General features: G+C 48.9%; 26 protein-coding genes and 2 pseudogenes. 17 read left to right on the forward strand and 11 right to left on the reverse strand.

Features of this window, described 5'->3' with window-relative positions; genetic code table 11:
• Window positions 1-2 precede the first annotated feature (2 nt).
• The gene (gene rsmG / locus PHH59_RS13860) at window positions 3-632 is read right to left on the reverse strand and encodes a 16S rRNA (guanine(527)-N(7))-methyltransferase RsmG (RefSeq protein WP_300017308.1); all 630 of its coding nucleotides are present in this window, start codon (window positions 630-632) and stop codon (window positions 3-5) included.
• Window positions 632-2503: a tRNA uridine-5-carboxymethylaminomethyl(34) synthesis enzyme MnmG gene (gene mnmG, locus PHH59_RS13865; protein WP_300017311.1), complete on the reverse strand. Its 1872-nt coding sequence runs from the start codon at window positions 2501-2503 to the stop codon at window positions 632-634. Before mnmG ends, rsmG begins: the two co-directional genes overlap by 1 nt.
• A 73-nt stretch (window positions 2504-2576) precedes the next feature.
• Here mnmG and PHH59_RS13870 point away from each other — a divergent pair, with 73 nt between their 5' ends.
• Window positions 2577-2777: a hypothetical protein gene (locus PHH59_RS13870; protein WP_300017314.1), complete on the forward strand. Its 201-nt coding sequence runs from the start codon at window positions 2577-2579 to the stop codon at window positions 2775-2777.
• A gap of 82 nt (window positions 2778-2859) precedes the next feature.
• Here the strand turns inward: PHH59_RS13870 and cpdA are convergent, their stop codons facing one another.
• The 6 genes and pseudogenes from cpdA to PHH59_RS13900 form a co-directional block, all read right to left on the reverse strand.
• On the reverse strand, window positions 2860-3663 hold the full coding sequence (cpdA, locus tag PHH59_RS13875) for a 3',5'-cyclic-AMP phosphodiesterase (RefSeq protein WP_300017317.1): 804 nt from the start codon (window positions 3661-3663) through the stop codon (window positions 2860-2862).
• An 8-nt stretch (window positions 3664-3671) separates the two neighbouring features.
• On the reverse strand, window positions 3672-4985 hold the full coding sequence (gene argA, locus PHH59_RS13880; RefSeq protein ID WP_300017320.1) for an amino-acid N-acetyltransferase: 1314 nt from the start codon (window positions 4983-4985) through the stop codon (window positions 3672-3674).
• A 134-nt stretch (window positions 4986-5119) separates the two neighbouring features.
• Window positions 5120-5245, reverse strand: a pseudogene (locus tag PHH59_RS13885) (IS3 family transposase); the annotation flags it as partial.
• Window positions 5246-5612: 367 nt separating this feature from the next.
• Window positions 5613-5843 (reverse strand): hypothetical protein, encoded by a 231-nt coding sequence (locus PHH59_RS13890; RefSeq protein WP_300017323.1) that lies wholly within the window; start codon window positions 5841-5843, stop codon window positions 5613-5615.
• Window positions 5840-6076 carry a hypothetical protein gene (locus PHH59_RS13895; RefSeq protein WP_300017326.1) on the reverse strand — a complete coding sequence of 79 codons (237 nt, stop codon included), beginning with the start codon at window positions 6074-6076 and terminating at the stop codon, window positions 5840-5842. The genes PHH59_RS13890 and PHH59_RS13895 overlap by 4 nt, the downstream gene beginning before the upstream one ends.
• Window positions 6077-6278: 202 nt before the next feature.
• Window positions 6279-6413 (reverse strand): annotated as a pseudogene (locus tag PHH59_RS13900) (IS256 family transposase); the annotation flags it as partial.
• On the opposite strand from PHH59_RS13900, the gene PHH59_RS13905 reads away from it, so the two are divergent.
• The 3 genes from PHH59_RS13905 (at window position 6414) to PHH59_RS13915 (ending at window position 8007) form a co-directional block, all read left to right on the forward strand.
• Window positions 6414-6602 carry a hypothetical protein gene (locus PHH59_RS13905; protein WP_300017328.1) on the forward strand — a complete coding sequence of 63 codons (189 nt, stop codon included), beginning with the start codon at window positions 6414-6416 and terminating at the stop codon, window positions 6600-6602.
• A gap of 12 nt (window positions 6603-6614) precedes the next feature.
• A complete protein-coding gene (locus PHH59_RS13910; RefSeq protein ID WP_300017332.1) occupies window positions 6615-6776 on the forward strand; it encodes a hypothetical protein in 162 nt (53 codons plus the stop codon).
• A 64-nt stretch (window positions 6777-6840) separates the two neighbouring features.
• Complete coding sequence (locus tag PHH59_RS13915) at window positions 6841-8007, forward strand: cation:proton antiporter (RefSeq protein WP_300017336.1); 1167 nt, start codon at window positions 6841-6843, stop codon at window positions 8005-8007.
• A 192-nt stretch (window positions 8008-8199) separates the two neighbouring features.
• Here PHH59_RS13915 and PHH59_RS13920 read toward each other — a convergent pair whose 3' ends face one another.
• From PHH59_RS13920 to mobI, 3 genes are all read right to left on the reverse strand, one after another.
• A complete protein-coding gene (locus PHH59_RS13920; protein WP_300017339.1) occupies window positions 8200-9537 on the reverse strand; it encodes a HipA domain-containing protein in 1338 nt (445 codons plus the stop codon).
• Window positions 9534-9833, reverse strand: a complete 300-nt coding sequence (locus tag PHH59_RS13925) for a helix-turn-helix transcriptional regulator (RefSeq protein WP_300017343.1) — start codon at window positions 9831-9833, stop codon at window positions 9534-9536. The genes PHH59_RS13920 and PHH59_RS13925 overlap by 4 nt, the downstream gene beginning before the upstream one ends.
• A 207-nt stretch (window positions 9834-10040) precedes the next feature.
• Window positions 10041-10313 carry a conjugative transfer protein MobI(A/C) gene (gene mobI, locus PHH59_RS13930; protein WP_300017346.1) on the reverse strand — a complete coding sequence of 91 codons (273 nt, stop codon included), beginning with the start codon at window positions 10311-10313 and terminating at the stop codon, window positions 10041-10043.
• Between the two features lie 202 nt (window positions 10314-10515).
• Between mobI and PHH59_RS13935 the strand changes: the two genes are divergently transcribed.
• The 13 genes from PHH59_RS13935 (at window position 10516) to pmbA (ending at window position 20803) form a co-directional block, all read left to right on the forward strand.
• Entirely contained in the window at window positions 10516-10953 is a 438-nt protein-coding gene (locus PHH59_RS13935) for a putative toxin-antitoxin system toxin component, PIN family (protein ID WP_300017349.1), read from the forward strand.
• Complete coding sequence (locus PHH59_RS13940; protein WP_300017350.1) at window positions 10953-11192, forward strand: toxin-antitoxin system HicB family antitoxin; 240 nt, start codon at window positions 10953-10955, stop codon at window positions 11190-11192. Before PHH59_RS13935 ends, PHH59_RS13940 begins: the two co-directional genes overlap by 1 nt.
• 520 nt (window positions 11193-11712) lie before the next feature.
• Complete coding sequence (mlaE, locus tag PHH59_RS13945; RefSeq protein WP_300017352.1) at window positions 11713-12495, forward strand: lipid asymmetry maintenance ABC transporter permease subunit MlaE; 783 nt, start codon at window positions 11713-11715, stop codon at window positions 12493-12495.
• 1 nt (window position 12496) lies between these two features.
• Window positions 12497-12967 (forward strand): outer membrane lipid asymmetry maintenance protein MlaD, encoded by a 471-nt coding sequence (gene mlaD / locus PHH59_RS13950; RefSeq protein WP_300017354.1) that lies wholly within the window; start codon window positions 12497-12499, stop codon window positions 12965-12967.
• Entirely contained in the window at window positions 12964-13278 is a 315-nt protein-coding gene (locus PHH59_RS13955; RefSeq protein WP_300017356.1) for an STAS domain-containing protein, read from the forward strand. Before mlaD ends, PHH59_RS13955 begins: the two co-directional genes overlap by 4 nt.
• 52 nt (window positions 13279-13330) lie before the next feature.
• Complete coding sequence (murA, locus tag PHH59_RS13960) at window positions 13331-14596, forward strand: UDP-N-acetylglucosamine 1-carboxyvinyltransferase (protein WP_300017358.1); 1266 nt, start codon at window positions 13331-13333, stop codon at window positions 14594-14596.
• A 10-nt stretch (window positions 14597-14606) separates the two neighbouring features.
• Window positions 14607-15233, forward strand: coding sequence for an ATP phosphoribosyltransferase (gene hisG, locus PHH59_RS13965; RefSeq protein WP_019866079.1), 627 nt, complete (start codon window positions 14607-14609; stop codon window positions 15231-15233).
• A gap of 25 nt (window positions 15234-15258) precedes the next feature.
• Window positions 15259-15486 carry a hypothetical protein gene (locus PHH59_RS13970; RefSeq protein WP_300017363.1) on the forward strand — a complete coding sequence of 76 codons (228 nt, stop codon included), beginning with the start codon at window positions 15259-15261 and terminating at the stop codon, window positions 15484-15486.
• Window positions 15473-15844, forward strand: coding sequence for a PIN domain-containing protein (locus PHH59_RS13975; RefSeq protein WP_300017366.1), 372 nt, complete (start codon window positions 15473-15475; stop codon window positions 15842-15844). Before PHH59_RS13970 ends, PHH59_RS13975 begins: the two co-directional genes overlap by 14 nt.
• An 84-nt stretch (window positions 15845-15928) precedes the next feature.
• Window positions 15929-17290 (forward strand): AAA family ATPase, encoded by a 1362-nt coding sequence (locus tag PHH59_RS13980; RefSeq protein ID WP_300017369.1) that lies wholly within the window; start codon window positions 15929-15931, stop codon window positions 17288-17290.
• Window positions 17283-17783, forward strand: a complete 501-nt coding sequence (locus PHH59_RS13985; protein WP_300017372.1) for a hypothetical protein — start codon at window positions 17283-17285, stop codon at window positions 17781-17783. Before PHH59_RS13980 ends, PHH59_RS13985 begins: the two co-directional genes overlap by 8 nt.
• Before the next feature lie 64 nt (window positions 17784-17847).
• Window positions 17848-19164, forward strand: a complete 1317-nt coding sequence (hisD, locus tag PHH59_RS13990) for a histidinol dehydrogenase (protein WP_366145484.1) — start codon at window positions 17848-17850, stop codon at window positions 19162-19164.
• Window positions 19165-19471: 307 nt separating this feature from the next.
• Window positions 19472-20803, forward strand: coding sequence for a metalloprotease PmbA (pmbA, locus tag PHH59_RS13995; RefSeq protein ID WP_300017375.1), 1332 nt, complete (start codon window positions 19472-19474; stop codon window positions 20801-20803).
• Window positions 20804-20820 lie beyond the last annotated feature (17 nt).

Here is a 20820-nt window from a genome sequence, read left to right on the forward strand (position 1 = left end):
ACTTACCTCGGTTGGTCTAGCGTTTCTACCCGTATCAGGCATCTTTCGGCGGCAATGCCAGGCACGTTGATGGGGATCAGTGTTGTTTTAGCGGAAACTTGCGCCGATTCCGCCTCGGCTTGTTGGCCTTTCATGGCTAATAGCACACCGTTTTCCGCCAGCAAATGGGCGGTCAAGGCGATAATGTCCGGCAAACTGGCAAAGGCCCGTGTGAGGATGGAGTCAAAACCTTGTGTTGGTTGATAATCTTCCACCCGTTGATGGCAGACAGTAACATTTTTCAGTTTCAGTTCCAAGACGGCTTGCTGCACAAAACGGGTTTTTTTCGCATTGCAATCCAGCAAAGTGAATTCGCGTTCGGGACAGCAAACCGCCAACGGAATGCCCGGAAGCCCCGCCCCCGTACCGATGTCGATGATGCGTGTGCCGTGCAAATGCGGCAAAATCGCCAGGCTGTCCAGCAAATGCAGCCCGACCATTTCTTCTTTTTTACGGATGGCGGTGAGGTTATAGGCTTTGTTCCATTTTTCGATCAGGGCGATAAAGTCCAGTAAGGATTTGATGGCGGGCGGCTCCAAGGGCAAATCCAACGCCCTTAAGCCTTCTAGCAATTCTTGTCCGCAATTATCCATCAGGCAGATTTTTTCTTTAAATAAACCAGCAACAGGGAAATTGCCGCCGGGGTGATGCCTTGGATGCGGGAAGCTTGCCCCAAGGTTTCAGGCCGTTGTTTACGGAGTTTTTCACTAAGCTCATTCGATAAGCCAGGAATACCTTGATAATCCAAGCTTTCCGGCAGTTTCAAATGGTCATGACGCAAGGATTTGTCAATTTCGGACTGCTGCCTGACGATATAGCCCGCGTATTTTGCCTGTATTTCCGCCTGTTCGCTGACTGCTTCAGGAATTTCCCCACAGTCAGGCAAAAAATTCAGCAATTGCAAAACGTCAACTTCAGGGCGGCGCAACAATTCCATCAAGTTGGCTTCTTTTAACAAGGGCTTGCCCCAGTAGGTCTCCACTTGCAAGGCTGCTTCGCTTTCTGCCCTTATCCAGGTCTTTTTCAAGGTATCTTGTAAGCTGGTGACGGCGTCACGTTTGCTGACAAACGCCTGCCAACGGTCATCATCGACCAAGCCCAGTTCACGCCCTTTTTCAGTCAAACGCAAATCGGCATTATCTTCCCGCAACAACAAGCGGTATTCGGCGCGGCTGGTGAACATGCGGTACGGCTCTTGGGTTCCGCGCGTGATCAAATCATCAATCATCACGCCGATATAGGCTTCATCCCGCGCCGGACACCAGCTTTCCAGCCCCAACACTTGCCGGGCCGCATTCAAGCCGGCAATCAAGCCTTGCGCCGCAGCTTCTTCATAGCCGGTGGTGCCGTTGACTTGGCCGGCGAAAAACAGGCCGTCCAAGTGTTTGGTTTCCAGCGACATTTTCAAATCGCGCGGGTCGAAGAAGTCATATTCAATCGCATAACCTGGGCGGATGATTTCGGCATTCTCAAATCCTGGCATCGAGCGCACAAAATCGTATTGCACATCGAACGGCAAGCTGGTGGAAATACCGTTCGGGTAAATTTCGTGGGTATCCAGCCCTTCCGGTTCGATAAAAATCTGGTGTGAATCGCGGTCGGCGAAACGCACAATTTTGTCTTCTATCGACGGGCAATAACGCGGGCCTATGCCTTCGATCACGCCGGAATACAAGGGTGAACGATCCAGCCCCGCACGGATGATGTCATGGGTTTGCTGCGTGGTGCGGGTGATATGGCAAGGGATTTGCCGTGGATGCTGTCCGCGTTTGCCCATGAACGAAAACACGGGGACGGGCGTGTCGCCATGCTGCTCTTGTAGCTGGCTGAAATCTATCGTGCGCCCGTCTATGCGCGGCGGTGTGCCGGTTTTTAAGCGGTCGATGCGGAACGGCATTTCCCGCAAACGTTCCGCCAAGGCAATCGACGCCGGATCACCCGCACGTCCACCGCTATAATTTTCCAGGCCGATATGGATTTTACCGCCCAAAAACGTACCGGTCGTCAACACCACGGCTTTGGCTTTAAAATCCAGGCCCATTTGGGTTTTGACACCGGCGACGCGGTTGTTTTCAACGATCAAATCGGCAACGGTTTGTTGAAATAAGGCCAAGTCCGGCTGGTTTTCCAACACGCCCCGAACCGCTTGCTTGTACAACTTACGGTCGGCTTGCGCACGGGTCGCCCTGACCGCAGGGCCTTTGCTGGCATTCAAGGTACGGAACTGGATACCGCCCACATCTATGGCTTTCGCCATAATCCCACCCAGCGCATCCACTTCTTTGACCAAATGGCCTTTGCCGATGCCGCCTATCGCGGGGTTGCAGCTCATTTGCCCCACCGTGTCGAGATTTTGAGTCAGCAACAAGGTCTTCGCCCCACATCGCGCCGCCGCCAAGGCCGCCTCGGTTCCGGCATGTCCGCCACCGACCACAATCACATCAAAATCTTTTTTGAACTTCATGGTTTTTGCTTTACTCTGTTCTGTGCGCTAAACAGCGCAGGTCGAAAATGTTTTATATTATAAGAGGTAATCCATGAAAAAACGTAAAAATCAACGCCAATTGGACAGTTTGCCGCAGCAAAATCCCGTTGCCAAATTCGCCCACCAATTCAATAAAACCCAGGCTTTCTGTGATAAAACCCAATATCGCCGCAAAGCCAAACACTCGAAGCAGGAGGCTTCTGCAAACATTTTAACAACCAGAATGTTTGCACAAGCTTTTTGCTTCGTTTAATTCGAAGTGGTATTGGTACGTTAAATTCGGCTCAATTGTAAAATTTCTGCACAACTAAAAACGCTAAACCCCTGCTCCATCTTCAATAACCGTTGGTCCCCCCATCCAAACCAATCAGCGGTTCAAGAAGATGGCTGACCTGTGAGCTAACCCGCCCATCGGGATACAGTTGGATATGGCGGTAAGCAGGTGAAGCGTCATCCAATGCGAACTCTACGCTTTTGGGTTTGAATTGGAAACAAGTTGACGGTGTGCCCAACACCCGCAAGCTTGGAGTTTGTTTATCCATTGATTGGTGGATATGTCCGTTGAGAACCACTTTAGCCTGCGGGTATTGTCCAACTAAAGCTAAAAAATCTCCGCTATTGGTAATCATCATGGTGTCCATCCAGACACTTTCCGTCGCTAAAACATGATGATGCACGGCAATCAATGCGTATTGGCCTGGATACTGGCTTAAACACCGGTCAAGGAATGCCAATTCTTCTGACGGCAAAAAACCGCCTTCTTCACCAATAATCTGGCTATTTAGGCTAATAATTTGCCAATTCTTTAAAAACAATTGCTTACGGCAATTTACCAGCCTGGTGTTGAGGATTTTTTGCATTAGCGCGTAATCATCATGATTGCCGGGCAAACACACACACGGAGTACCGTAGCCAGTTATGTGCTCCAAAACGTATTGATAGCTTTCCATCACCGGTTGTTGTGCAATATCGCCGGTGAGCATAATCAAATCAAAAGTTTTTCTTTCAGCGAACGCCTGCGCCAACACTGCCCGAAAATAATAGGCGGTATCAACGCCAAGCAAGGTGGCAGATGGAGTGGCGAGGATATGGGTATCGGATAACTGCAATATCGACAGGCATTCGGTAGATAATGTCATCGTCAGGGCTATTCAATGTCTTTACAAAGAACCTTGGAATTTCTTTGTGGGTTATAAAGTGCCTTAAGCGGCTCAGGAAGATTGCTAAGATCTGACGATATAAAACCTCGCTCGATAAACCAGTGTACCGTTTGCGTCGATAAAACAAATAATTTTTTCAGGTTAAGCTGTTTGGCTTTACGGCAGGCATGGTCTAACAGACGATTTGCACGGGCGGAACGTTGATAATTTGGATGCACGGCAAGACAAGCCAAAATCCCAAAATGCCGTTGCAAATAGGCATGCAAGGCAATACAGCCAATAATCAGGCCGTCGCGCTCGATCACAAAATAATCGGCAATTTCCATTTCTATTTTTTCCCTGGAACGTTTCGCCAGTATCCCTTGTTGCTCTAGCGGCTTGATCAGTTCCAAAATACCGCCAATGTCGTTCATGATAGCAGGACGTAAATCTTCAAACGGCGTAGAACTGACCAAGGTACCGATACCATCACGCGTGAACAGTTCCAATAACAATGCCCCATTTTGGAGCCGATTGATTAAATGTACCCGTGCAATCCCTGAATTACAAGCATGAATTGCGGCTTTCAGAGGCAAGCTAATAATTTCATGAAGATTTTTATGTTCGTCAAGAAAAGCGGTGACCTCGGCTGTGGTCATTTGCTGGATTTTTTCGCCGCTGTCAGGATGGCAACAATTTTGTTCCGTCAACAAAACCAATTTTTCCGCTTTTAAGGCGATAGCCACGGCGGTCGCCACTTGTTCGGCGGACAGGTTAAAAATCTCCCCGCTGGGCGAATAACCAATCGGCGAAATCAGCACGACATTGTCTTGGTCAAGTTGCTGGTGGATCGCCTCGCTATCAATCCGGCGCACTTCCCCCGTATGGCAATAATCTATGCCATCAATGATTCCCAAGGGCTTGGCAGTGACAAAATTGCCCGACGCGACCTTGATTTTCGCCCCCGCCATCGGCGAATTCGCCAAGCCTAGCGACAACAACGCCTCAATTTCAACGCGCACCAGGCCCGCCGCTTCCTTCACGGCTTGCAAGGCTAAACCATCGGTAATCCGCAGATGATTATGGAAGCGTGGTGGTGCGGAGTTTTGCAGACGTTGGTCGATTTGCGGACGGATGCCATGCACCAGCACCAGGCGGATGCCTAAGCTATTGAGCAAGGCAAAATCATGGACATGGTGTTCAAAATCAGCCGCCAACACCGCTTCGCCACCAAACGAGATAACAAAGGTTTTGTTACGATGGGCGTGGATGTAAGGGGAAGAAGAGCGGAACCAGTTGACGAATTCGTGGGGTACAGTCATTGGGTATGTGTGGGATGGTTCATATAAATTGCGTAGCCCGTATGGCGCGATAGCGGAATACGGATTCTACATCAAACACCCTATTTCGTTGCACTTCATACAGGCTTGCTTTGTGCATACTTGAATTTAAAAGCTGGCATATAGGTAATATCACCAACGTAGACTTGATCGGGTCGGCTCACCTTAAATTCACGATCCAGAAAATTCGGTGAAATAGGCTTGTCATGTTTAGAATCGGTGGTCGCTTTAAACTTACGCTTGGTTTGGGCAATGGGTTTGTCGCTCTCATTGGCCAGCTTGACGGCTGGCTCTCTAAATCCGGCGGTATACATCAAACACCCATGCAAGCCGTTCAAAAATGGCAAGAAGATAAGCCTGGGTTGTTTGTTAAAAGGTTTATTATCAGGCGGGACTTGACATCAAGGGTTATATTTTCTCACACTGGGAAGGTTAATGCACTTTGCGCCCAACGTTACGGGGCGTGCCGCTAACGAAAGCCAAACGAAGCCGCCGGACCTTGATAAAAATGAAATTTTAAAACCGCCAACGGGCGGCGCGTCCCTTTAACTGGCTTGTTGGGCATTCAGCACGACGCATTAAAGCGGATAAGGGTAAACCCAAAACAATTTAGGCCTGTGCATAAAAAACATGCTCGATAACTTGAGCAGGAAGAGTAATTCTATCGAATAAAGATGCCGGATATAAAAAATCCTCGCCAGATTCATCAATCACCCGAATTTGGTTATGTTTTTCTGCCTCAGCATCCGCCAAAATTTCATAGAGCTTACGGGGTTCCAATGAAACTTCATAGCCACGGTTATTGATACAGATTACGAATTCGTGTTTGTGTTTGTTCATGATTGTGTGTCAATGTAACGTTTAATTTTAAATTCCCGTTTGCCAATGCCCGATGCTTCGTACCAATGAATTTCTGCTTCGCGGAGCGTTCCATCTTGCAAACGCACTGTGGCAAAGCCCTTACGCTTACGCCATAAACCCCTGCCCATGAATTTTACGAAGCCTTGGTAACTACCTAATGCCTGAGCCACGAGCAAAAGTTTCGGGATGCCTAATATTGCCAATAATTTCAAATTCCATTTTGGGATTGTAGCGCAATACATCAGAAACGCCCAAAGTTACAGAAATCCGTAGATGTTGCACAAGGGCGACAAAACCAACATGCAGGAAAAACAGATTGAAACAATTGCTGCCTTTCCGCTGTGAGAAATAGTCAAATCTGGTGTATGGTCGGCCTGAATCAGGCGGTCATCTGCTGATTTCGGCGGCCAGCGTCAGATGAAACACCAAGCCCAGTAATGTATTCCTCGACACGCAATTCTTGGTGCGGGTGGTCCGATGCCGGATTGTGGCAAAGGTCGATTCAATCGGGTTCGTCGTGCGGATGTGTAGCCAGTGCTCGGCGGGAAAATGGGATACAAACTACGTTACTGCGTAACGTCAGTTCATAATATCCGCAAAGAGTTGGTTGATAAACTCACTGCGCTGGTCAACCAAACGCGCGGCTTGTTGAGTAAAAGAGGCATTGTTATCAACCAAGGTATTACGCAAGTTAGACAGCAATTATCCTTGATATTGGAAGATGCTAAAATGGCTTAACTACCTTAAGTCGTGAACTGTTTGCCGGGCAATGAAATGACCGGCAATTATGCGCTGATATTGCCGTTGTTTGTCGCCTGCTTTACCGCATTGCTTATTACCGACTGGCTGGAAAGTCCACCCGTTTATGAGGCGTTGCTGGAAAACAATTTGCGAAAAGAACAGATTCAGTGATTACTTCATTGAATTCACCTAAAATTAACTGCATTGCCAATCCGCACTAACCTAGGAGACAGATATGGAATCTTACCGTATAGCGCTATTTGTGATCGCTCTTGTGGCGGCTCTCGCACCCTTGCTTGCCAGCATGCCCACCCGCTTTCGCATGCCGGTCGTGGTGGCTGAAATGCTGCTAGGAATGATTATAGGCCCCCATATTTTCAACTGGGTAACCCCGGATGGCTTAGTGGGTATGTTAGGTGAGCTAGGTTTGACCTTTTTGCTGTTCATGGTGGGCTTGGAAATCAATCTCGGCGAAATTCAAGGCAAGCCCTTGACGCTGGCCGTCGGAGGCTGGTTTCTTTCTTTTATTGTTGCCATGATTTGCATGTATCTCGTCCATGCCATCGGTCTGATTCAAGCGCCGCCGTTATTGGCCGCCGTGGCTTTGTCGACCACCGCGCTCGGTATATTGGTTCCCATACTACGGGATGATGGTACTTTGGCTACGGACTTCGGCAAATTGCTTCTGTCGGCCGCGGCGATGGGTGAATTCGGCCCATTGATGGTCATCTCCTTGCTGATCATCCCGGCGCATAGTACGTCTTTACATACCGTCTTCATCGTGGCTTTTGTGGGCATTACCTGTTTGATTGCGGCTACGGCTGTCCGCGCCCGGTCTTCCGCGGTGATCGACATCCTGGCCAAAACCATGCAAAGCAGCGGCCAATTGCCGGTTCGTCTCTGTATTGCTCTCCAGGCTTTGTTAGTGGTTTTAGCCGGTGAGTTTGGGATGAATGTAGTGGTTGGCGCGTTTGCGGCCGGCATGGTGGTGGGCATGGCCAGTAAAGGCGAAGGCGGTGTGCTGCTCCGGCAGAAGCTGGATGCCATCGGCTATGGCTTTTTAATTCCCATTTTTTTCATCATCGCCGGCATGAAATTTGACATTGCCGCGCTGTGGGCGAATCCGTTGGCATCCGTCCAGATCATCAGCCTATTGGGTTTGCTCGTCGTGGTGCGCGGAGCGCCGGTCTTGCTTTACCGTCAAGTTTTATCTTCAGCCGATCGGCTGCCTTTTGCCCTTTATTCCGCCACGGGCTTACCGATGATCGTCATCATTTCAGAAATCGGCGTCTCGTCCGACCTTATGTTGCCGGATCGGGCGGCCGTTCTGGTTAGTGCCGGCATGATTTCCGTATTACTGTTTCCTATGATTGCCGAAAGGATGAGACAAGATAACAAATGAATTAATGAAAAACTTGCCGAGTTTGCGGAACTTATTGTTTGGTTATAAAAAATAGGCTAAAAACGTTTTAAAATAATAGCTTCTTTAGATATTTTTCGGCTGCGTTGGCGTGGATCCCTCAACTTGAACGGAACGTTAGTTCACGCCGCCTTCAGGATAAAAACACTTTGTCTAAACTCGCACCGCCTATTTTCACTTCAGCAAGTCAACAGAAACCTTAGGGATTTCAACCGCAAGCTTTTGGGCGTTGCCGCATTGCTGCAAAAAAATGGCTTCTATCCCCTCCAGCACAGAGAATTCGGCACCCAGTTCCAACAATCCGTCCCTCAATCCCGGCCAGACTGTACAAATCTTGTCCGCCAATTGTGTCAATTCGCGGCTGACCAGTTTGGGATTGAGCCGGCATTCATACGCCATCAACGCCCAGTCATAGGCCGTCAACGCGGTGGGGTTAAAATTGTCGCCAATCGCCATCGCCAGGGTATCGGATATGCCGTCCCCGGCATAGCGCAAACAGCAGACCAAATCATAAGCCGGTGCCAGGCTCAAGCCGCCTGTGTCCATGAAAAACGACAGGTTTTTGCCGTGGGCATCGGTGTTGCCGATCAACACCTGAAAGATCGCCCAACGTAACAAGGCCAAGCGGTCGACCGCCGGTTTTGAGCTGGCTTGGGTCAACAAGGCAAACAGCTTGGGCAAAGACGCCCCATCGCGCAGATGTTGCACATCGCGGCCATCGCCATAAGGGCGTTCATATTTCATGCTGACACCGAGACCTAAGGCTTGGCAGCCATCAATGCAGTGGAGCCGCTGCACACCGTCGGCCTTGCTGATCCGGTCAAAGCGGCGGATCAATACTACGGGTTCGGGTAGCCATTCCAGGCGGATGTCCGCCGTTGGCAAACCCACGGCCTGGGCCAGGCGCATACAAGCCAGTTCATTGCTGGTCATGCCTTGCAGGCGGGTGCGTAGCGGTTCGGGTTTGAGGATATGGGTGGAGGCCAAGCGGTCGCCATCGACCAGATACCAGTGCCGGTTTTCTTCCAACACGGCAATTTTATCCTGGTGTCCGGCAATCGACAGCCTGACTTTGCCGTCCCAGACGGTGAACGCCTCTTGCGGGCGCGAGCGGATGCGTTGGGACAATTCATCCCGGCTGAGCAAGCGTTTTGTGGTTTCCCGGTGGGCGGGTGATAGCGGATCAGCCAAACTGAGCGACAACGCCCCGGCGGTTTCTTGCCCCAAGGCGATCAGCAAACCCATCAGGTTGGATTTAGAGACTTTGTTGGCTTGCGCGGCATCGTCCAACGCCTGGCCTTCCGGCAACAGATTCTGGAAAAACTGCCGCACGGCGGCACTGTGTTGTTCGGGTGTGATTGCTCCGGCAGCCAGGGGCAAGGCCGGGCTTAACGGGAAGCGGATGTCTTTTGCCAGCCAATCCGGTGCATAAGCAAAAGCAAACAGGCCGCTGCCGCTGTCCAGACTGAGCCAGCCGAGCAACTCCCCGTTGGCTTTAACGTCCAGCTTCATAGCGGCGGTTGGGTCAGCTCAGCCAAACGCCGGCGGGCATTATCGCGTTGCGATTGCGGCAGGACGAACAGCGACACCCCCAAGCCTTGCGCCACTTGCAGAATTTTGCCAATACTGACCCCCGGCTGGCCGGTTTCAATATCAATCAAGGTCTGCAAGGCAACGCCAATGCTTAAGGCGGCATCGACTTGGCGCATACCCGCCTGGGTGCGGGCGGCACGGATCGCCGCACCCAAGGTGGCAGGGCTATCAAGACAAGGATCGGCAGGAAAGGCTGTAGGGATGACACGCTTCATATAATTCTCCAATACTGGATTTATAGAGGCAATGTCTTATCATGTCAATTAAAATCTACTTTAATAGATTTTATTAATTATGATAGGTAGTCATTTGTTAAAATCCATTATAGTGGATTTTATTGATTGCCGAATGATCCTTCTAGGCGTTGTTATCTGAACATTAGCTACATAGGCGTTAGGGGAACAAGGCTTGGCATAAGGACATCACGACTGGAGACTCTTACGGTAATCCTGCACGGCATCGCGGATCTTCCCCAACAAGCCGAGCTGTTTTCGGATGTCGGCAAATTCCGTTTCCAGTTCTTCCACCAACTCGGCCTCCCATTGGGGCTCGCCTTTCAGGAAATTCCCCAATGGATAGCGGTAGCCCGCGCCTTTTTTGAGATACTGGGCGATGGATTTGGCCTGGCCGTTTTGACGGATCAACGCCTGCATCTGTTGGCGTTTCTGTTTTCTTGCCTTGCTTTTTAAAATCACTCAAAAGCAGCCGTAGACAATGTGCAAAATGACGTTTGGCTGAAGGGTAAAAACCGACCCACTGCTGTCATAGAAGCCAGATTGACGAATGGCTGCACGCTCACCTAAAGCTGTCCTTGATATTAATTGACTTACTGCCAGCATAACAACTGAAAAAATAAGTCGTTTTGACTTTATTAATCGGAGTAATATGATATGCGATATGAAAATACCCCGTGTTGTTTTGGATACCAACGTTCTCGTCGCCGCATCACGAAGCCGGAATGGAGCTTCGTTTGCATTGCTATTGGCGCTAAAAAACGGTCAATTTATAGCACTGGCGTCGGTGCCGCTGATGCTGGAATACGAAGCTGTGCTGAAGCGACCAGAACAATTGGCTGTCAGCGAACGAACCGAGGCTACGACCGATGCCTTCCTGGACGCACTGTCGTTATTTATTGAACCCGTACACCTGCATTACCTTTGGCGACCACAATTACGCGACCCGGCTGACGAGATGGTACTGGAAACCGCATTAAATGGCCGTGCCGAAGTGCTGGTGACCTTGAATACTGCTGATTTTGTTCCAGCCAGCCATTTTCGACTGCCGGTGTTGACCCCAGGCGCTTTTTTGCGCCAACTGCAAGAGGAGAATACCTGATGACTAACTATGCGTTGCGCGTCCCCGAATCTCTGTTTTCTTACGCCCGCAAGGTGGCGGAGGAAGAGCATGTATCAATGAACCAGTTTTTCGTCATGGCCATTGCCGAAAAGGTTTCCGCATTGAAGACCGAGACCTATTTTCGTGAGCGACAATCTCGAGGCGAACTCAATGCTTTTGACACCTGGCTCAACGCCAGTCCAGATAGAGAACCGATGGCAGGCGATGAACTGACTTGACCTCCTGATAGGTATCCACAAAAGGGTAAAATGGCTATTGAAGGTGGTAAATGTTGAACGTGTTTTTTGTCCATAACAAAATAAGTGGGTAAAAATTGGGTAAACAGGATATGCAAGGATACAGGCACAAACTAATAGGCCATTGCCTGCGATTGATAGTTTATTCCTTAACTGTGGGCAGTTACACCAGAGCGTGGGAACCCATAACTTCTGATGTCTTTTGCGGCGGCCACTTTGACGTCAGGCATGGTTTACCCCTCCCATGTTATGAAATAATGTATAATTGCCCGCTGTTATGCGAATGGCGGGTAAGCTTGGCATATATTTTCATCATCCCAGTGACGCCGCACAATTATCCCTTCTGATGCCTGACCAAACCCATAAGCTTTTTCAGTATCGGGATATTGCCATCCAAGCGGCTAAACGCCTATGCCTAAGAATGATGGATATGGGCGTGATCAAAAACCTACCTATGGCGTAGCCATATCACCTAACATCGACTGTAAAGCCGCTATCAACGATGATTCAATTGCTACAGAATTTGGGGAAAAGCACCCGATCCAGTTTTACTAAACTGGGACGGGCGACTTTCTTTCTGCTACAAACCCTGTCAGGTATTTTAAGTGTCTTGTTGAGACCGCGTTTATTGCTGAACCAACTGTATTCGGTGGGAGTGCTCTCGTTTCTGATCATTACCGTATCCGGCTTGTTTGTCGGCATGGTATTGGGCTTGCAAGGCTATTACACGCTGTCTGATTTTGGTGCGGAAGCGACCTTGGGCGTGATGGTCTCGGCTTCTTTGGTGCGCGAGTTAGGGCCGGTGGTTTCCGCCCTATTGTTTGCGGGTAGGGCCGGGTCGGCGTTGACCGCTGAAATCGGCTTGATGAAAGCCACCGAGCAGTTGTCAGGCATGGAAATGATGGCGGTTGATCCGGTCAGGCGCATCATTTCCCCGCGTTTTTTGGCAGGGTGTTTGTCCATGCCATTATTGGCGGCGATATTCAGTGCCGTCGGCATTGTCGGCGGGCAATTGATCGGCTCCGGCTTGTTGGGTGTCGATGAAGGTGCTTACTGGTCACAAATGCAGGCCAGTATTGATTTTCAGGATGACATTCTTAATGGTGTCTTCAAAAGTTTTGTGTTTGGCTGGGTGACCTCATGGATTGCCTTGTTTGAAGGTTACGACGCCATCCCCACGTCGGAGGGGGTCAGCCGCGCTACAACACGTACCGTGGTCAATTCTGCATTCAGTATTTTAGGCCTTGATTTTATTCTTACCGCTCTCATGTTTGGAGACAATTAACATGCAGCACACTAGCACTCAGGATACCCTTGTTGGACTGTTTGTCGCAGCAGGGATTGCCGGACTGTTTTTTCTGAGCTTTCAAGTCAGTAACTTAAGTTCTTTTACTCAACAAGACACATACACGTTGACCGCCCGTTTTGAAAATTCCGGCGGATTAAAAGTCAAATCGCCCGTGTCGGCGGCAGGCGTTAAAATCGGCCAGGTCAGCGGCATTAGTTTTGATCCGAAAACCTACCAGTCCGTGGTTGTCATGAAAATTGACTCGCAGTACAACACCTTGCCCGATGACACGACGGCCAGCGTCTTTACCGCCGGATTGTTGGGCGAGCAATACGTCAGCCTGGAGCCGGGCGGTTCAGATGCTTTCCTGAAAGATAATGGCAGCATTGATATTACCCAGCCCGCCATCATCCTTGAAAAAGCCATTGGACAATTCCTGTTCAAATCGGCATCGGAAGAAAAAAAGTGAGTTGCCTGCAAATTATTGATGAAGGCGGCGGACGTTTTGCGGTCAACGGTGACCTGACCTTCATAACCATTGCCAAAGACACGGTCAAGTCGCTGACATTTTTAGCTTCGGCAAAAAACATCACCATTGACTTAAGCCGCGTCACCAATACTGACAGTGCCGGACTTGCGCTGATGATAGAGTGCATTAAACAGGCGCGTAGCAATAAGACAGCGCTTAAGTTTTGTAATATCCCTAAGCAGTTGCTGAATCTTGCCAAGATCAGCGGTCTCGACGAACCCCCTTATTTTACTAGCCAGCTTGAAAACTGATTCAGCTTGCTTACAATTTATTTTTTATAAATCAATAATATAAATCAATAGCATGGATAAATTAATTATTACCGGCGGCGCACAACTTTCTGGCGAACTACGTATTTCAGGCGCCAAAAACGCCGCTTTGCCCATCTTGGCGGCGACCTTGCTTTCCGAATCCCCTGTGCGCGTAGGCAACATACCGCATTTGCATGACATCACCACCACGATGGAATTGTTAGGGCGTATGGGCGTACATTTGTTGGTCGATGAAAAAATGAACATCGAAGTCGACAGCAGCACCATCAACAGCTACGAAGCCCCTTACGAATTGGTCAAAACCATGCGGGCCTCGATTTTGGTGTTGGGCCCGTTGTTGGCGCGATTTGGCAAAGCCTATGTATCCTTGCCTGGAGGCTGTGCGATAGGTACCCGTCCGGTTGACATTCATTTAAACGGCATGATGAAAATGGGGGCCGACATCACCGTCGAAAACGGTTATATCCATGCCACAGCCAAACGCTTAAAAGGCTGCCGCTTGGTGTTGCCGCAAGTCACGGTGACGGGAACTGAAAATTTGCTGATGGCGGCGGTATTGGCGGAAGGCGTCACCGTGCTTGAAAATGCCGCCAAAGAACCCGAAGTCACCGATTTGGCGCATTTCCTCAACAAAATGGGCGCGAAAATCACGGGTATCGGCACCGATGTGCTGGTTATCGAAGGCATCGAAAAATTGGGAGAAACCGGCATCCATTACGACATTTTGCCTGACCGCATCGAAACCGGCACCTATCTGGTCGCGGCGGCGATCACCGGAGGCAAAGTCAAACTGAAAAAAACCCGCCCCGACATCCTTGATGCGGTGTTGGATAAATTGACCGAAGCGGGTGCCGACATTACTACCGGCAAAGATTGGATCCAACTGGACATGCACGGTAAAAAGCCCAAGGCCGTGTCTTTGCGCACCGCGCCGTATCCGGCATTCCCCACCGATATGCAGGCGCAGTTCATCGCCCTGAACACCGTTGCCGAAGGCGTGGGCGTGATCACCGAAACCATTTTTGAAAACCGCTTCATGCACGTCCAGGAACTGCACCGTATGGGCGCGGACATCAAGCTGGAATCCAACACCGCGATTTGTACCGGGGTCAAACGCCTGACTGGTGCGCCCGTCATGGCGACTGATCTGCGGGCTTCCGCCAGCTTGGTGATCGCGGGCCTGGTCGCCGAAGGCAGCACCCTCGTTGACCGCATTTACCATATCGACCGTGGTTACGACCACATCGAAGAAAAATTGACCCAGCTCGGCGCCACCATCCGCCGGGTCGCCAAATAAAGGTTGTACTATGTTGACGATAGCTGTATCCAAAGGCCGCATTTACGAAGAAGCCCTGCCGTTCTTGGCGGAAGCGGGCATCGTGCCGACCGACGACCCCGACAAATGCCGCAAGCTTATCCTGCAAACCACGCGCCCCGATGTGCAACTGGTCATCATCCGCGCCACCGACGTGCCGACGTTCGTCGAATACGGCGCGGCGGATTTAGGGATTGCCGGAAAAGACGTGCTGCTTGAACACGGCACGGAAGCTTTGTACGAGCCGCTGGATTTGAACATCGCCCGTTGCCGATTGATGACCGCCGCCCACAAAGACGCGCCGCCCATCACCGGACGCGTGCGTGTCGCCACCAAATACGTCAAAACCGCACAACGCTATTTCGCCAGCCTGGGCATACAAGCGGAAATCATCAAACTCTACGGCTCCATGGAGCTTGCCCCATTAGTAGGCTTGGCCGATTGCATCGTCGATTTGGTCGATACCGGCAACACCTTAAAAGCCAATGATCTGGAACCACGCGAATTGATCATGAACATCAGCTCCCGCTTGGTGGTCAACAAAGCCGCGATGAAAATGAAGAACGCCGCCATTGCCGAGTTGTTGGCGCAGTTTGAGCAGACATTGGCGAAACGATAACACATTGATATGGGGGTAAGCTGTTATGGTAACTATAGAGCTTGAAGATGAAACAGCATTGGTACTTAACAAGCTAGCGAGCCATGAACATCTTCAACCTGAACAATTGATTAAGAAACTACTGAACAGCTACGCCGCATCAAGTAAAAAATCCGAGCTGTTAATTGATATTGTGAATGAATTGCCCGATTTGCCATCATTTAAAAATGATCCTTTAGCCATTCAAAACGATATGCGTAATGAGTGGAATTAAATACTTGCTCGATACCAATATCATTATCGGCATGTATCAAAGATCGTCTGCGGTATTGGCACTTTTGGCAGATAAAAACATAAGCATTAACGAATGCGCCTACTGTTCCATCACAAAAATGGAATTGTTAAGTTTTTCTACTATTACGGAATCAGAAACAGTGGCTATTAATAGCTTATTGGATCGAATGGCATATTTAAGCATCGATGACAAAATCGAAGAACTCGCTATCAAGTTTAGGCGCACCCATAAAACCAAATTGCCTGATTCAATTATTGCAGCCAGCGCACAAGCCTATCATATTGAATTACTTACACTCGATAAAAAGTTGGCGGCTAAAGTCAATCTGATTGAATGATAAAGAACCACCTAATCGACAGATTCGGAATACCCTTGGAAAATCGAAGATTTACTATAAATCAACCTAAAAACTAAGCGCATCATGGAAAAATTAGTCATCGACAACTTTCTTGCCATTGAACATGCGGAAATTGAGATTAAGAAAATCAATCTCTTCATCGGCCCGCAAGCGCAAGGGAAGAGTTTGATTTCTAAGTTGATTTATTTTTTTAAGGAATATCCGCAGACGTTGATTGAAGCGGTCTATCGTGGCATGACTACCAAGGAAGGTTGCGATAAACTGGCTTTAACTAAATTCAAAAAGATTTTTCCTGAATATACTTGGGAAAATCAAAAGTTTATTGTTTCTTACTCAAACAAATATTATTCGGTCTCAATTGCTAATCGCTTGGTAGATAATCAAAATGAATCTTCATCCCAACTTCTTTTGGAATTAAACAGCAATTTTATTATCCGTGATGTTTTTTTTCATTTAAAAGATGCTCGAGATCAAGACCCCTATTTAGATGGTCGATTTGATATAAAAAAAGCCATTCACAACCCATTATTTTTTAAAGGAAAAAATAGAAATTTAAATATACTGTTGGCTGAGTCATTTTCATTCTTGGAAGCAGTTTTAATTGATATTTTATTTGAAAATAATCCAAAACCTTATTTAGAAAGAGTTTTTTACATTCCGGCTGGCCGCTCTTTTTTCGCCAATTTGGACAAGAGTATTTTTTCTTATCTCAGTTCAGAAATAAAAATAGATTATTTTTTAACTCGGTTTGGAAAACATTATGAACAAGCAAGACAATATATAGAAAAATGGCCTCACAAAGAACGGACAAGCTCTGCCATTAAGAAAATTATTGGTGGTGATTTTGCATTTGAGGAAGGCAAAGATTGGATTATCAATGAAAAAGGTAAAATCGATATTGCCGATGCCTCATCTGGACAGCAAGAAGCTTTGCCGTTGGTAGTGCTTTTGTCAACAGAGCCTTATAGACGAGGTTCTTATATTGCCTGTCATTTTATAATTGAAGAACCTGAAACACATCTGTTCCCTGTATCCCAAAATGAAATGGTTTTACTGGTTGCTAATGCTTACAATTATTTGAAGGAACTAAGTGGAAAAGAAAATCTTGTCATCAATGGCTTCAATTCCTTTACGATAGCCACTCACAGCCCCTACATCCTGACCGCCTTCAACAACCTCATCCAAGCGGGTAATGTCGCAGCATCAAAAAACTACCAAGATTTGGACGCGCTCCGCGAAGTCGTCCCGGAATCTGAATGGGTGGATTTTAACGATGTGACGGCTTATGTTGTCAATAACGGCACGGTAAAATCCATCCTTAACCAAGAATTGAAATTGATTGATGCCAATATGATTGATGAGGTCTCAGAGCATTTTGCCTACCTATTTGAAAAATTAACTTTCATGGAAGATATTGATGGATGACCCATGTGAAATAGTGGGGCATACAAAAATTGTATTTAAAGATGAAGAACATCGTGAATGCAAATCCCAATTTATTATGGAAAATGAAGGGAAACGCGAAATTAGAAAATGCAAAATTGACGGTAAAAATAGTATTTTTGAAAACGATGTTCTTGCAAATGGTGTCCTTTTCAAAAAATGCGATTGGCTTGCGATTGATGTGGAAACAAAACTTGAAATCTATATTGAGTTGAAAAGTACCTACGATGTTAAAGCTGGTGTAAATCAAATAAAAAACACTATCGATAAGTTGTCGGAAAAAAAGGAATTGCAAGAACTGCGGGATAATAAAAGCAAGTTTTTGAAAATTGGGTACATCATACATTCGTCAAGGATTCCGAAATTGGAAGTAAAACATCAAACTCTAATCGAAGAAGCTAAACGTACTCACAGATTAAAGTTGCGGTTTAGAAAAACGCCACACACAGAAGAAATAACAGATGTAATCAAATAAATGCTCCGGCTCTCGGATCGCTAAATGTTTTCACTTATTAAAAGCCCTGTTTAAATAATTTTGTATGCCTATCACCATCAAAAAACTCACCACCCAATCCCCAGACTTCAACCAACAACTAAACCAACTGTTAGCCTGGGACGAAACCGATGACTTGGACATCCAACAACGGGTCTTAGCCATCCTCGCCGATGTCCGCAAAAATGGTGATGAAGCCGTCATCAACTACACCAACCGCTTCGACCACCGCAGCATCAGCAATGCCAACGAATTGGAATTGTCCAAAACCGCATTGAAAGCCGCGTGGGAGAACCTGCCCGCCGCGCAATCCGAAGCGTTGCAAACCGCCGCCGGGCGTATCCGCGCCTATGCCGAGCATCAAAAAATGCAATCGTGGCAATATGAAGAAGCGGACGGTACGGTGCTGGGGCAAAAAATCACGCCGTTGGACAGCGTAGGTTTATATGTGCCGGGTGGTAAGGCGGCTTACCCGTCTTCCGTGTTGATGAACGCGATTCCTGCCAAAGTCGCGGGCGTGGCGGATTTGATTATGGTGGTGCCTACACCGAATGGCGAGACCAACGGATTGGTCTTGGCGGCGGCCTATATCGCTGGCGTAGACCGTGTGTTCAGCATCGGCGGCGCACAAGCGGTGGCGGCCTTGGCGTATGGCACGGCGACCATCCCGAAAGTCGCCAAAATCGTCGGCCCTGGTAATATTTATGTCGCCACGGCGAAAAAACTGGTGTTCGGGCAAGTCGGCATCGACATGATTGCCGGGCCTTCAGAAATTTTGGTGATTTGCGACGGCAAGACCAACCCGGATTGGATTGCGATGGATTTGTTTTCGCAAGCCGAGCATGACGAAAACGCCCAGTCGATTTTATTGAGTGACGACGCGGATTTTCTTGCCGCCGTCGAAACCAGCATCAACAAATTGCTGCCAACGATGGAACGCGCCGACATTATCCGCGTTTCGTTAAGTACACGCGGGGCATTGATAAAAGTCCAAAACCTTGATGAAGCGGTGGAGGTCGCCAACCTCATCGCACCGGAACATTTGGAATTGTCGGTGGCAAACCCTGAAAGCCTGTGCGAAAAAATCCGCCACGCCGGGGCGATTTTCATGGGCCGTTACACCGCCGAAGCCTTGGGCGATTATTGCGCCGGCCCCAACCATGTTTTGCCGACCTCCAGCACCGCACGTTTTTCGTCACCGCTGGGTGTGTATGATTTCCAAAAACGCACCAGCCTGATTAACTGCTCGGAATCCGGCGCGGACAAACTGGGCAAAATCGCTTCGGTGTTGGCGCGGGGTGAGAGCCTGACCGCCCATGCCCGCTCGGCGGAATATCGCATTAAGGCAAGCCGCAAACAATAAACCGCCACAGATTCGCAACAACTGATTAATCATTTGTCCACGAAATACACTAAAAGCACGAAAAACATCACAAATTGATATGTTTTCTTGATTTTTTCGTGTTTTTCGTGTTTTTCGTGGACAATGTTTTTTCTTTTTGCCTAAATAAACCATAACCGACACCCGCCATCGAAAATCGCTTGCATTTACGATGATGGGCGTTACCCTGTTTAGGGCCTGTGCCAACCTCAAAACCACGCCGGACACGCATACGATAGTGGCCTGCGTGGTTTTATGCTTTTAGCCTAACGCCAAAAAAGGACAACCTGTGCAACCACAAGAACAAATCAACGAACTAAAAAATATCGTCCAAAACCTGCTGGACGAAGCCGCTCGCCAAGGCGCTGCGGCCGCCGAAGCGGGCTTGAGCCAAGAAAACGGTTTGTCAATTTCCGTGCGCCTGGGCGAGGTCGAAACCATCGAACACCATTGCGACCAAGGCTTGGGCATCACCGTGTATTTCGGGCAACGCAAAGGCTCGGCCAGCACCAACGACTTGTCGCCCGAAGCGATTAAAGAGACCGTCAGCGCGGCATGTAGCATCGCCCGTTACACCAGCGAAGACGAATTCGCCGGTTTGCCAGATAACGCTCTGTTGCAAACTGAATTCCCCGATTTGGATTTATACCATCCGTGGCAAGTCAGTGCCGGGCAAGCGATTGCCTTGGCGATTGAGTGCGAAGACGCGGCGCGGGGCTACCATGCTGAAATCAGCAATTCCGAAGGCGCGTCGGTCAACACCCACCAAGGCATCCGCGTCTTAGGCAACACGCTGGGCTTTTTGCAAGGCTATGCGTCCACCCGCCATTCCTTGAGCTGTTCGGTGCTGGCGCAACGCGGCGACAGTATGCAGCGCGATTATTGGTACACCGTCGCCAGAAATGCGGAGTTGTTGGAGCCGGCGGTCAGTGTCGGTATCAAAGCGGGCGAGCGCACTGTACGACGCTTGGGCGCACGGTCATTAAGCACCCGCCAATGTCGGGTGTTGTACAGCGCGGAAATCGCCAGCAGTTTGTTAGGTTCATTTATCGGCGCCATCAGTGGCGGCAATTTATACCGCAAATCTTCGTTTTTGCTGGATGCATTGGGTACGCAAATCTTCCCTGACTTTGTCCATATCCACGAACAGCCTTACCTGCTAGGCGCATTAGGCAGCGCAGCTTATGACGGCGAAGGCGTGGCGACTAAAGCCCGCGATTTAGTTAGTGGCGGTGTGTTGCAAGGCTATGTGTTGGGCACTTATTCGGCGCGGAAACTGGGCTTGCAAAGCACCGGCAATTCCGGCGGCGTACACAACCTGACCATCACTCCCGGCGAACAGGATTTTGCCGCGATGCTCAAACAACTGGACACAGGCTTGCTGGTCACGGAATTGATGGGGCAGGGCGTGAACATGGTCACGGGCGATTATTCACGCGGCGCGGCGGGTTTTTGGGTGGAAAACGGCGTGATCCAATATCCGGTCGAAGAAATCACCATCGCGGGAAATTTGAAAGACATGTTCAAGCAGATTGTCGCCATCGGCAATGATGTCGATTATCGCGGCAACATCCGTACCGGGTCGATCTTGCTTGAGAAAATGTCGGTGGCCGGGGAATAATTTTAGGGCATTTTTAA

It is taken from the genome of Methylovulum sp., assembly GCF_028687615.1.
Lineage (GTDB): Bacteria > Pseudomonadota > Gammaproteobacteria > Methylococcales > Methylomonadaceae > Methylovulum.